Genomic DNA, 12571 nt, shown 5'->3' with positions numbered 1-12571 from the left:
TGTAGTAAAGTTTATTTAGTTACAATTTGTACCGTTCCCTGTGTTAATTGCTTCAATAATAAGCTTTTATCTTTTTCAAGCTCTTGTATAGCACTATCATTATAATGTCTAATAGTGTATAAACTGACATTTTCATGACAGGTCACCTTGAATTTTGCTTTTAAATGTTGCAGTAATTTTTCTAAATTATCATATAAATTATCGATGCACACAGAAAAACTAATCGCTGAATTTTGAATGACATCCACCTTCATTTTATACAAGTGCAACAAGCTAAAAATATCACTGATATTTTCTTCCATAATGTATGAAAAATCTAATGATGACAACGAAATTAAAATCTGATTTTTCTTAACAATAAAACAAGGGATTTCTGGCTCCAAGGCTTTTCCTTTGCTTACACGAGTACCTGCTTCTTCTGGATTCAAAAACGATTTCACATATAAAGGGATTTCCTTTCTTTGTAAGGGTTGAAGCGTTTTAGGATGAATGACGGAAGCACCATAAAATGCTAACTCAATAGCTTCTCTGTAAGAAATTTGATGTAATAACTGAGCATTTTCAAAGTAACGTGGATCTGCATTTAAAACCCCTGGAACATCTTTCCAAATCGTTACGCTATTGGCATTTAAACAATAGGCAAAAATTGCCGCTGTATAATCACTACCTTCCCTGCCCAATGTTGTGGTAAAATTATTGGCATCACTTCCTAAAAATCCCTGTGTAATATTCAAGATATTGGTATCTAAATTAGCAGAAATATTCGCTTGCGTTGCTTCCCAATTTACATTAGAATTTCTGTAATAATTATCTGTTTTTATAAACTCCCTAACATCGACCCACTTATTTTTCAAACCAATTTCATTGAGATAATGGCTGATTATGGTGGTGGAGATTAATTCTCCAAAACCAATAGTCTGATCATAGACATAGTTATAATCTGGAGATTTGTTGCTTTTAAAAAAGGCGTTCAATTCATCAAAAAGTGTTTTTATATCCGCAAAAACTTGATGCCTTTTATGTTCAAACAATTCGACTAAAATAGCGTTATGGTATTTAATGACTTCGTGAATAGCACTTGGTAATTCTTCCTTGTTTTCAAAATAATTTTTGATAACCAATTCCATTCTGTTCGTTGTTTTTCCCATGGCGGAAATCACAACCAATGTGTTATCGTAACCTGTAGATTGCAAAACTTTTGCTAAGTTTTTCACACCATTTGCATCTTTTACCGATGCGCCACCAAATTTATAAACGCGCATTATAATTGGTTTATATAATTAACAATTCCATTTTCATCCAATTGTACTACATTCCAGTCGCGCATCACATTTGCGCCTTTGCTTTCATAAAATTTTATCGCTGGTTCATTCCAATCCAAAACTTCCCAACTTACGCGTTTTACACCTAATGATTTGGCGTGTTTGATGACCGTATCCAGTAGCTCTGTTCCTAAGCCTTTACCTCGGTATTTTGCACTGACAATAAGATCTTCTAAATGTAAAACTTCGCCTTTCCAAGTGGAATATCTTGGATACACTAGAGCGATACCTTCAATGATGCTATCTACTTCTAAAACAAAACAGGTGAATTTTGGCTTGCTGCCAAAACCATCATTTTCTAAATCAGAAACGCTTATTTCTACGGCATCAGATTCTTTTTCGAAGGTTGCCAGTTCTTGAATGAGTTCTAAAACCCTTGGCATATCTAGTTTGTTGGCTAATCTTGGTTGGTTCATTGGTTATTTAAATAGAATATTCAAATATAACCTAACTCCATTGACCTAACAATTAATTTACGCTACGAAAACGTTATAGTTTGTTAAAAAATACGATATTTGTATGCTACTAATCAATAAAATACTTCATGTCCAAAAGAAATCAGACCTTAGGGGAATTTATAATTGAAAATCAAACCTCGTTTAAATATTCCTCTGGAGAACTTTCCAGACTCATCAATTCCATTCGTTTAGCTGCAAAAGTCGTCAATCACGAAGTCAACAAAGCTGGCTTAGTGGATATTATTGGTGCTGCAGGAGATACTAATATTCAAGGTGAAGATCAGCAAAAATTGGATGTTTATGCCAACGAGAAATTCATCCAAACCATGACCAAGAGAAATATTGTTTGTGGTATAGCAAGTGAAGAGGAAGATGATTTTGTGGCTATTAATAGTCAAGATGAAAATCATCAGAATAAATATGTAGTTTTAATTGACCCATTGGATGGCTCATCTAACATTGATGTAAATGTATCTGTAGGAACCATTTTTTCAATTTACAGACGTGTGACTCCTGTAGGTACACCTGTAACACTTGAAGATTTTTTACAGAAAGGAAGTCAACAAGTTGCCGCTGGTTATGTGGTTTATGGCACTTCAACGATGTTGGTTTATACCACAGGAGATGGTGTTAATGGCTTTACTTTAAATCCAGCAATCGGTACGTTCTATTTATCGCATCCGAATATGCAATTCCCAGAAAATGGCAACATCTATTCGGTTAATGAAGGTAATTATATTCACTTTCCCGTAGGCATTAAAAAATATATTAAATATTGCCAAGAAGAGGAAGGCGACAGACCTTATACATCGCGATATATTGGATCCTTAGTTTCGGATTTTCATAGAAACATGATTAAAGGCGGTATTTATATGTATCCTAAAAGTTCTAAGAATTCCAATGGAAAACTGCGTTTGTTGTACGAATGTAATCCTATGGCTTTTTTGGCTGAGCAAGCCAATGGTAAAGCCAGTGATGGATACACCAGAATAATGGATATAGTGCCTACCGAATTGCACGAACGCGCACCTTTCATTTGCGGCAGTAAAAAGATGGTGGAAAAGGCGGAAGAGTTTATGCGTGATAATAAAGGTTAAAAACAGGCTCATTACTAATAAAAAAAGCAACCTAAATAGGTTGCTTTTTCCGTTTTATTTAAGTGCAGTAAACTACTTATTCATATTTTTCATTTCTTCAATAAATGTATCGGCATCTACTTTATCATAGGCCAGTGCTAAGGCTTTATCTGCAATATATTTTACGTTTTGAGAGTGGAATCCTAAGCCAACACAAAGTTTTTCCAATAACCAATGCTGATTTGGTCCTTCAATATCATCTGCCCAAACCATACGAGCTAAGTCGTACAAACGCTCTAAGCGATTATCATAAGAATGTGGAGCATTAACGGGATGCTTATTGTAATTCTTTAATATTTCTTTGAAATCGTGATCTGAAATATCCAAGCGTGTTGCTAAACGTTCTAAAAACGCTTTTTCATTATCGGTAATTACACCATCACTCATAGCAACTCTAACTATGGACGCAAAATGATCTTCATTACGTCTTTTGAATCCGCTATCAAATAAATTTGAAAATGACATATATGTTTTTGTTTTTAATCTCTGATTATTAATTCTGAACAAATATAAATCCTTTCATAGAATTTATCCGTATGCAACGCTTCAAAAATTTTATTCATTTGATTTTTTTTAAATATTCAAATGAATAAAATCATGTACTTTTGCACCTTCAAATAAAGAAACTTGAGTAAAGTATCTATTGCCCAAACTTTCGCACAGACTTTGCAGTTGCAAAATCTGCACACTGCTATTGCCCAAAATGAACCTTTCGACTCCGCTCAAGGCAAGAAAACACATCTCAAAGGTCTGGTTGGATCTTCCTTCTCTATTGTAGTTTCTGAGGCTTTTAAGACAGCAGACAAACCATTTTTAGTTGTTTTTGATGATAAAGAGGAAGCCGCTTTTTATCTTAATGATCTTGAGCAACTCATCAATGATAAAGATGTGTTGTTCTATCCAGGAAGTTACAGAAGACCTTACCAAATTGAGGAAACCAACAATGCCAACGTACTTTTACGTGCCGAAGTTTTAAATCGTATTAATTCGCGCAAGAAACCGTGTATTATCGTGACTTATCCTGAGGCTCTTTTTGAAAAAGTAGTCACGAAGAAGGAACTCGAAAAGAATACCTTAAAGATTTCTGTTGGAAATGAGCTGAGTATCGATTTTGTAAACGAAGTGTTGTTTGAATACAAATTTAAACGCGTCGATTTCGTCACAGAACCTGGCGATTTCTCAGTTAGAGGTGGTATAGTAGATGTGTTTTCTTTTTCGCATGATGAACCTTATCGCATCGAGTTTTTTGGAGACGAAGTCGATAGCATCAGAACCTTTGATGTAGAAACACAACTCTCAACAGAACGGATTAAAAAAGTCAGCATTATACCAAATGTGGCTAATAAACTAATTGCCGAACAGCGTGAAAGTTTTTTAAAATACATCTCGAACAAAACGGTTATTTTTTCTAAGAATGCATCGCTCGTATTCTCAAGAATTGATGATTTTTATGGTAAGGCTGAAGACGCTTTCAAAAATTTATCGAGCGAAGTTAAACACGCATCACCAGAAGAATTATTCTGTAATTCAGAAGTATTGAAACGAGAGTTTTTAGAGTATCCTCTAGTAGAATTTGGGAATGAGGCTTATTTTGCAAAACAACTTATTGCTTTTTACACCAAGCCACAACCAGCATTCAACAAACAATTCAACTTGCTTATTGAAAATTTGAATGCAAACCACGCTAACGGAATTACCAATTACATCGCCTGTGTAAGCGAACAGCAAGCCAAACGTTTTCATGATATTTTTGACGATGCTGAGCAAGAAGAAATTCATTATAAAACAGTTGTACTTTCGTTATATCAAGGCTTTATAGATAAAGATCACAACATCGCGGTTTATACCGACCATCAGATTTTTGATCGTTATCATAAGTTCCACCTTAAAAATGGTTATGCGAAAAAGCAAGCCATTACGCTAAAAGAATTGACAAATCTTGAAATTGGAGATTACGTCACGCATATTGATCATGGTATTGGAAAGTTTGGTGGACTTCAAAAAATAGATGTTGAAGGTAAAAAACAAGAGGCGATAAAATTGGTCTATGGCGAACGTGATATTTTGTACCTCAGCATTCACTCCTTACATAAAATCACCAAGTTTAACGGCAAGGATGGCAAACCACCAACAGTTTACAAACTGGGAAGCAAAGCTTGGAAAACCCTAAAGCAAAAAACAAAGTCTAAAGTTAAAGAAATCGCTTTCAACCTTATAAAACTTTATGCAAAGCGAAAACTTAAAAAAGGCTTTCAATATGCGCCAGATAGCCATATGCAATTGGAGCTCGAAGCCTCTTTTATCTATGAGGATACACCAGACCAAATCACTTCCACGGCAGATATCAAAGCAGATATGGAAAGTGAGCGCCCAATGGATCGATTGATATGTGGAGATGTAGGTTTTGGGAAAACCGAAGTTGCTATAAGAGCCGCTTTTAAAGCGGTTGATAATGGCAAGCAAGTGGCCGTTTTGGTACCAACAACGATTTTAGCCTATCAGCATTATAGAACATTCACGGAACGATTGAAGGATTTTCCGGTAACTGTAGATTATGTCAACCGATTTAGAACAGCCAAGGAAAAACGGGAAACGTTGGAAGGATTAGAAAAAGGAAGTGTCGATATTATTATTGGCACGCATCAACTCGCCAACAAAAACGTAAAGTTTAAAGATTTAGGGTTGCTAATTGTTGACGAAGAACAAAAATTTGGTGTTGCCGTAAAAGAGAAGTTGAAAACCATAAAGGAAAATGTTGATGTTTTAACGCTAACAGCAACTCCAATTCCAAGAACCCTTCAGTTTAGTTTAATGGCTGCACGGGATTTATCTGTGATTACCACGCCTCCACCCAACAGATATCCGATTGAAAGTCATGTGATTCGTTTTGGAGAAGAAACCATAAGGGATGCTGTGAGTTATGAAATTCAACGTGGAGGCCAAGTCTTTTTTATCCATAATCGTATTGAAAATATCAAAGAAGTGGCTGGTATGATCCAGCGCTTGGTTCCAGATGCTAAAATTGGCATTGGTCATGGCCAACTCGATGGCAAAAAACTAGAAAATTTAATGCTCGCTTTTATGAATGGCGAATTTGATGTTTTGGTAAGTACAACGATTGTGGAAAGTGGATTGGATGTACCCAATGCGAATACTATTTTTATCAATAATGCCAATAATTTTGGATTGAGCGATTTGCACCAAATGCGTGGCCGTGTTGGTCGTAGCAATAAAAAAGCCTTTTGTTATTTTATTACGCCAGAGTATTCTGCCATGACGACAGATGCCCGAAAACGTATTTCGGCATTGGAACAATTTACAGAGCTCGGCAGCGGATTTAATATTGCCATGAAAGATTTAGAAATTCGTGGTGCAGGAGATTTATTGGGCGGCGAACAAAGTGGGTTTATTAATGATATCGGCTTTGATACTTATCAGAAAATTTTAAATGAAGCAATAGATGAATTGAAGGAAACTGAATTTTCAGATTTATACAAAGATGATGGCAAGCCGAAAAAATACGTCAAAGATATTACCATCGATACCGATTTTGAACTGTTATTCCCAGACGATTATATCAATAACATTACAGAACGTCTTAACCTTTATACTAAATTAAACGAAATTAAAACTGAAGAAGAACTTGCTAAGTTTGAAACTGAAATCATTGACCGTTTTGGCGAATTACCAACACAGGTTTCCGATTTACTGGATAGCGTTCGCCTTAAATGGATCGCCACAAAAATGGGCATTGAAAAACTGATTATGAAACACGGCAAAATGATTGGTTATTTTGTTCAAGATCAACAAAGCGGATTTTATCAAAGTGATGCGTTTACCAAAGTGTTACAATTTGTACAAATGAATGCTGGAAAATGCAAAATGAAAGAGAAACAAACCCGAAAAGGCTTGCGGTTATTACTTACGTTTGAGCATATTAAATCCACCAAACAAGCGCTTGCTGAATTATCTAAGATAAATGAATGAAAAAAGTCATTTAAATCATCTCTTGTTGCTCGTTGTAGCAACCTTATTTATTAGTACCTCTGGTGTTTTAGGAAAATTTATAGACATGCCAACACCAATCATCATTTGGTGGCGATCAGCTTTAGCTGCAATTTTCCTATTAATTTTCTGTCTTTACAAAGGCATTAATCTCAAAATAATAAGCGGTAAAGATCGTTGGACGTTTTTCATTGCCGCTGTATTTATGGGAGGCCATTGGATCACCTATTTCTACGCCTTAAAATTAGCTAACGTAGCTATTGGTATGCTTTCCGTTTTTACATTTCCTGTTATTATTGCGCTTTTAGAACCTTTGTTTTCTAAAACAAAATTTGATCCTATGCACATTGTTTTAGGACTCATGGTGCTTGTTGGCATTTATATTTTAGCTCCTGATTTTGATTTAAAAAGCGGCCAATTACAAGGGCTTTTGTTCGGCGTACTTTCAGCAGTGCTTTATTCGGTAAGAATATTAATTCTTAAAGGACATGTGGCAAATTATAATGGTACGATGCTTATGTTCTACCAAGTGGCAATCCTTAGCATAATCTTAGCACCTCTTTTATATTTTATGGATACGTCTAACATTACGACACAGTATCCTTATATTATTTTACTAGCTTTAATAACTACAGCCATTGGACATACTATGTTTGTAAATAGCTTAAAATACTTTAAAGCCAGTACGGCTGGAATTATTGGAAGCACACAACCTGTATTCGGAATTATAATGGCATTTTTTTTCTTGAATGAAATACCAACAATACATACCTTTGTTGGTGGTGCTTTAATATTAGGAACGGTTGTAATTGAAAGTATCCGATCCAATAAAATGAAATAGTTCAAAATGGCTTAATTATTGACGTTATTCAATATAAAAAACATCCTGTAACATGAAGAAAATAATTTTCCTCTTATTTGTATTTCCACTTGTTTCTTTCGCCCAAAGCGTAAAAGGAACATTTTCGCCTGCAGAAGATTACACTTATGCATTTTTGTATAGAGCAACTCCTGAAAGTGCCACTTATGTGAATAAAGGACAGTTGGATAGTCTTGGGAATTTTGAAATTCAATTAGACTCTTCTGTGACAGCTGGTATCTATAAAATTGTTTACGCGATTCCACCTGAAGAAAATAATTTCGACTTCATCTACGATGGAGAAGAAACAGTTGCTTTTAATTTCAGTCAAGAAAATGGCGTCAATTTCACGGAATCGGACGAGAATAAACTCTGGAATTCGTACCTAAAAAGTATGGATATGGTGAACCAAACCATAAGCAATTATTATACGCAAGACAATGCTGACCAAAAAGGCTTTGAAGCTATATTCAAAACTTTAAAAGATACACAAACAGGTTATGAAGAATTGGCTGAAGGCAAATTAGTTTCTAACTTTATTAAAGCCAATAAACCTTATATTCCTTCAGAGTATGAAGCTCTTTCAACGTATTCAAAACATCTCAAAGCACACTATTTAAGTGAGGTTGACTTTAGTGATTACCTGCTACAAAGCTCATCGTTTTTGATAGATCGTGTGACCGCTTATGTTTTCAATATGGTTGAAAACCCATCCAATACAACCTATAAATCACATGTAGATGATGTTGCTAATGCGATTAGTGAGGACGACTCTATCATAAAAACCAGTTTATTGCAATTGCTTTGGCAACGTTTTGTAGCCTTAGAAAACCATGAAATGGCCAATTATATTACTGATAACTATTTATTGGAACTAGCGAACAAAACCAAAAACTTGGTGTTACGTGATATGGTAATTTCTTTTAAAAATACGTCGATTGGATCTAAAGCACCAAATTTTGACATCACTTTAAATGACGAAAAAACGAGCTTACAACAATTAGAAGGTGCTGAGAATTACTTACTTATTTTTTGGAGTAGTAACTGCAGTCATTGTTTAGAAGAATTGCCAAAAGTGAGAGACATGGTTGCCGACAAACCAAATTTAAAAGTCGTTGCTTTTGGATTAGAGGAGGATGACGATAATTGGAAAAAAGAAATTAAAAACTATCCCAGTTTTATTCATAAGATTGGTTTAAATAAATGGGATAACCCAACGGTGAAAACCTATGGCATTTCAGCTACGCCAATGTATTTTCTTTTGGATGCTTCCAAAATTATTATTGCAAAGCCTTATGATTTTGAGGATTTGGAGGTTATTTTGAAGGGTTTGTAATTCTTTAATTTTGCCAATTATTATAAAATTAAAAACCAGCAAAATTCTCTTTTGCTGGTTTTTATTTATTTAGAATACAGTACTTAATCCAAGTGCGGAATACGTAGCACCTGTCCTGGATAGATTTTATCAGGATCAGAAAGCATTGGTTTATTGGCTTCAAAAATTTCAGGATACTTCATGGCGTTTCCATAATATTTCTTTGCTATTTTACCTAAAGTGTCGCCACTTACAACGGTATGAAACTGTGCTTCTGGCTCAGGGTTCTCAACCGTCATTTGGTCATCTACTGTCGCGATGCCTGCTGTATTACCTACCACTAATACCACTTTTTCTTTAGTGGCTTGGTCTTGTGCCTTACCAGAAATTTTAGCTATATCGTCATCGACCAATACGGAAAGGTCTTCAACATGTAATTGTAAATCGTTAATTATATTTACTAAATTCATGGCAGCCATTTTTTCGGCTCTTAATTCTTCGGTTGCTGCTTTTTCATCGGCTACTTTTGCTTTGGCTCTAGCTTCCGCTGCTTCTTCTTCAGTTGTTTTTCCTATGCCGAATACTTTAGCTCCGGCGTTTTTAATAAATGAAATTAATCCCATAATATATTTATTTTAAATTTTAAAAATTACCGCTCTTGTAAAGTTGATGAAAATCTTTTGCAATTCCAATTTTTATAAGCTATAGAATTTATAATAGCTTCGTTTCGGGTAAAATAATTCTATTTTTTAAAACACGTCAAATACATATACTCGTGGTATTTACTAAAAAATGACTTTTAAATTTCCAAAGCACGCTCCGAAGTATTAAACCTTAGATTCCGCTGAAAAAGCGGGATTAGTTCAACTTACTATTTTTAGTGTGTCCCGCGAACTTCTCAAAATAGAGTTTCACTAATAAAAAACGCCCAGTAAAACAAGTGTTTTATCTGAGCGTTTTGAAACTAAATAACCAACCAAAATTTAGTTTCATGTGTATCAACTATATTGACTTTTAATGGTCACATGGAACATCCAAATTTAAATCTATCGTATGATTCAAGTTTATTCTTGAATGTTTCTTTTATTTTCTCTAGTATTTTCTACTTTCTTTGTTTTTTGCTTACGCTTTTTAGGTTCTTCAGACTGTTTAGCTGATTGACCATCTGTATTTGCATTTCTGTAATACTGAATGTATCCTCTACCTTTAAATTCATAAACCGTGCCAGAATTTGCGTGTAACAACTCTAAAGTACTATCATTAATAACGCTGAGTTCAAAGAATTCATTGTCGAAGAAATCATAATCTAATGTTAATGTTTTTAGATACATATTTCCTGAAACATCGCCTACGCCATAACTACCTGTGAAATCCCAATAGATGTTATTGGTATTGTATATATTTTCATCTTGAGAACTTCTAAAGGTATCGTCATTCCCTCCAGATAAAAACTGAATATAATTCTCGTTATCAAAATCATTTAAGGCACCAAAATTACTAGTATATGTTTTTTCCCAAGCTTCATATTCTTGTAAGAAATAATGAATATTATCATAGAAAATAAAGTCATAATCAAAGTTGGAACGCTGGTAACCTTCCAAAAAATAAGACGTGTCATTAAAAGGATTATATAATTCAATCGTATTATTATCTACTTGATAAACATCAAAACTATCAAAACCATCAATAATGTGATCGACATCCAATATCATATCATAAGCATCATAATTTCCAATTTCTACACCATAACCATTACCTTGACTTCCAAAACCAACCAGATTATTGTTGGCATACATACGACCATTATCGAATGACACGGTAAAGGCAATCTGTAAAAATGGAGTTTCACCATAACCTTGTGTCGAATTGATATCCACATACCATAGATCATAAGAATTCAATAACTGATTTAACGACATTGGTGGTTCGTCTACATAATGAGTTTCCTCTACATAACAAGACGTGAATAACGTTGCGATAAATGCAAATCCTAATAGTAATTTTAAATTTTTCATAATCTAACGGTTTAAAGCTTATTACTTAGTGCAGTTTCAAAACGTGTGCCAAAAAACATTTCCCATTTTTTTTCACTCGAAGCCGCAAAGAGCATTACACAAAGCTTTGCGACATGACGTAAAAAATAATTAGAGTAATTAGATTCGAACCTCATTGCGATTCGCTGTGCAAACTCTTTGTAATCTTTGTGTATCTCTGTAAATTAATTTTAAATTCCTGCTTTGCTACCGAAAACTTTCGCTATTGCGAATATTTTTTTATGCTATATAGAAAAACACACACTAATTTGCATTAGCCTTTCATTAAAACTTTCCTTATTTTTGAAATACAAAATTGATATAAAATCTATGAGTACTACCACAAAATACGCAGTCTTTGGAGCCGGAAGTTGGGCAACTGCCATCGTAAAAATGCTTTGCGAAAATTTGGACCAAGTGGGTTGGTATATGCGTAGTGTTTATACTAAAGAGCATCTTTTAAAAGAGCAACACAATCCTAGTTATTTAAGTTCGGTGGAGTTTCATACGGAACAATTAAAACTCAGCAATGATATCAACGAGATAGCGGATTGGGCAGATGTTCTCATTTTTGTGATTCCGTCGGCTTTTATACATGCTGAATTAGAAAAGCTAACCACAGACATTAGTAAAAAAACCATAGTTTCAGCGGTAAAAGGCATTATGCCAGAAACAGGAAAATTGGTTGGTGAGCATTTTCATGATGACTATAATGTCCCCTTTGAAAATATTGCCGTTATTGCTGGTCCGTGCCATGCTGAAGAAGTGGCTTTAGAACGTTTGTCTTACCTTACCATTGCTTGTGACGATATTAAGAAAGCACAAGCTATCGCAGATAATTTAGCCAGCGATTACATCAAAACCAAAACTAGCGATGACATCATTGGTATTGAATATGCTGTAATGTTAAAAAACATTTACGCCATTGCGGCCGGAATTGCTCATGGTTTGGGGTATGGCGATAATTTTCAGAGTGTATTGATGAGTAATGGTATCCGAGAAATGAAACGTTTTATCAAAAAGATGCACAAGATGAAACGTAACATTAATAACTCAGCTTATTTGGGCGATTTATTAGTCACTGGATATTCCGTTTTTTCACGTAACCGAATGTTCGGAAACATGATTGGAAAAGGCTACACCGTAAAATCTGCACAAATGGAAATGAACATGATTGCCGAAGGGTATTATGCCACAAAAAGTGCGCACGAACTGAATAAAAAGAACAAGAAGAAAACGCAACTTCCTATAATTAATGCGGTTTACGCCATTCTTTATGAAAATAAAAATCCGAAAAAGGTGTTTCAGAAGTTGGTGGATAAGTTGGATTAGAAGTGGAAAGTTTGAAGTTTGAAGCACGAAGTTGGAAGATTTCTCCCAATACCGAAAGCTTTCGGTAGCGAAGGCGTAAAGCGTGCGCACTAATCATTGAAAATCCTTTAA

Annotated in this window: 10 protein-coding genes; 5 read left to right on the top strand and 5 right to left on the bottom strand. The window is 34.7% G+C overall.

Annotated features, from left to right (window positions below; all coding sequences use genetic code 11):
• Nucleotides 1–11: 11 nt before the first annotated feature.
• Both HM990_RS00250 and HM990_RS00245 read right to left on the bottom strand, forming a co-directional pair.
• Entirely contained in the window at nucleotides 12–1262 is a 1251-nt protein-coding gene (locus HM990_RS00250; protein WP_178987040.1) for an aspartate kinase, read from the bottom strand.
• Nucleotides 1262–1738 carry a GNAT family N-acetyltransferase gene (locus HM990_RS00245; protein ID WP_178987039.1) on the bottom strand — a complete coding sequence of 159 codons (477 nt, stop codon included), beginning with the start codon at nucleotides 1736–1738 and terminating at the stop codon, nucleotides 1262–1264. The genes HM990_RS00250 and HM990_RS00245 overlap by 1 nt, the downstream gene beginning before the upstream one ends.
• A gap of 128 nt (nucleotides 1739–1866) precedes the next feature.
• Between HM990_RS00245 and fbp the strand changes: the two genes are divergently transcribed.
• Nucleotides 1867–2877, top strand: a complete 1011-nt coding sequence (gene fbp / locus HM990_RS00240; RefSeq protein WP_178987038.1) for a class 1 fructose-bisphosphatase — start codon at nucleotides 1867–1869, stop codon at nucleotides 2875–2877.
• Between the two features lie 72 nt (nucleotides 2878–2949).
• Here the strand turns inward: fbp and HM990_RS00235 are convergent, their stop codons facing one another.
• Nucleotides 2950–3381, bottom strand: a complete 432-nt coding sequence (locus HM990_RS00235) for a TerB family tellurite resistance protein (protein WP_178987037.1) — start codon at nucleotides 3379–3381, stop codon at nucleotides 2950–2952.
• A 162-nt stretch (nucleotides 3382–3543) separates the two neighbouring features.
• Here HM990_RS00235 and mfd point away from each other — a divergent pair, with 162 nt between their 5' ends.
• From mfd to HM990_RS00220, 3 genes are read left to right on the top strand one after another with little or no spacing between them, the layout of a single operon-like run.
• Nucleotides 3544–6903: a transcription-repair coupling factor gene (gene mfd, locus HM990_RS00230; RefSeq protein ID WP_178987036.1), complete on the top strand. Its 3360-nt coding sequence runs from the start codon at nucleotides 3544–3546 to the stop codon at nucleotides 6901–6903.
• Nucleotides 6896–7762, top strand: coding sequence for a DMT family transporter (locus tag HM990_RS00225; RefSeq protein WP_178987035.1), 867 nt, complete (start codon nucleotides 6896–6898; stop codon nucleotides 7760–7762). Before mfd ends, HM990_RS00225 begins: the two co-directional genes overlap by 8 nt.
• Before the next feature lie 52 nt (nucleotides 7763–7814).
• A complete protein-coding gene (locus tag HM990_RS00220) occupies nucleotides 7815–9116 on the top strand; it encodes a TlpA family protein disulfide reductase (RefSeq protein WP_178987034.1) in 1302 nt (433 codons plus the stop codon).
• 83 nt (nucleotides 9117–9199) lie between these two features.
• Here HM990_RS00220 and lysM read toward each other — a convergent pair whose 3' ends face one another.
• Both lysM and HM990_RS00210 read right to left on the bottom strand, forming a co-directional pair.
• Nucleotides 9200–9718 (bottom strand): peptidoglycan-binding protein LysM, encoded by a 519-nt coding sequence (gene lysM / locus HM990_RS00215; RefSeq protein ID WP_178987033.1) that lies wholly within the window; start codon nucleotides 9716–9718, stop codon nucleotides 9200–9202.
• A gap of 441 nt (nucleotides 9719–10159) precedes the next feature.
• Entirely contained in the window at nucleotides 10160–11110 is a 951-nt protein-coding gene (locus tag HM990_RS00210; RefSeq protein WP_178987032.1) for a nicotinic acid mononucleotide adenyltransferase, read from the bottom strand.
• A 348-nt stretch (nucleotides 11111–11458) separates the two neighbouring features.
• On the opposite strand from HM990_RS00210, the gene HM990_RS00205 reads away from it, so the two are divergent.
• Nucleotides 11459–12460 (top strand): NAD(P)H-dependent glycerol-3-phosphate dehydrogenase, encoded by a 1002-nt coding sequence (locus HM990_RS00205; RefSeq protein ID WP_178987031.1) that lies wholly within the window; start codon nucleotides 11459–11461, stop codon nucleotides 12458–12460.
• Nucleotides 12461–12571: the final 111 nt, after the last annotated feature.

Origin of the sequence: Winogradskyella schleiferi (assembly GCF_013394655.1) — a bacterium.
GTDB classification, from domain to species: domain Bacteria; phylum Bacteroidota; class Bacteroidia; order Flavobacteriales; family Flavobacteriaceae; genus Winogradskyella; species Winogradskyella schleiferi.
Note: the sequence above shows the minus strand (reverse complement) of the source record. Positions and strands in the feature narration are given on the sequence as shown.

Bases quoted from the DNA above. Each gene is read 5' to 3' on its own strand.
- HM990_RS00235 (WP_178987037.1), bottom strand. From the start codon at position 3,381: ATGTCATTTTCAAATTTATTTGATAGCGGATTCAAAAGACGTAATGAA.
- HM990_RS00220 (WP_178987034.1), top strand. From the start codon at position 7,815: ATGAAGAAAATAATTTTCCTCTTATTTGTATTTCCACTTGTTTCTTTC.
- HM990_RS00210 (WP_178987032.1), bottom strand. From the start codon at position 11,110: ATGAAAAATTTAAAATTACTATTAGGATTTGCATTTATCGCAACGTTA.
- HM990_RS00205 (WP_178987031.1), top strand. From the start codon at position 11,459: ATGAGTACTACCACAAAATACGCAGTCTTTGGAGCCGGAAGTTGGGCA.
- fbp (WP_178987038.1), top strand. From the start codon at position 1,867: ATGTCCAAAAGAAATCAGACCTTAGGGGAATTTATAATTGAAAATCAA.
- HM990_RS00225 (WP_178987035.1), top strand. From the start codon at position 6,896: ATGAATGAAAAAAGTCATTTAAATCATCTCTTGTTGCTCGTTGTAGCA.
- HM990_RS00250 (WP_178987040.1), bottom strand. From the start codon at position 1,262: ATGCGCGTTTATAAATTTGGTGGCGCATCGGTAAAAGATGCAAATGGT.
- lysM (WP_178987033.1), bottom strand. From the start codon at position 9,718: ATGGGATTAATTTCATTTATTAAAAACGCCGGAGCTAAAGTATTCGGC.
- HM990_RS00245 (WP_178987039.1), bottom strand. From the start codon at position 1,738: ATGAACCAACCAAGATTAGCCAACAAACTAGATATGCCAAGGGTTTTA.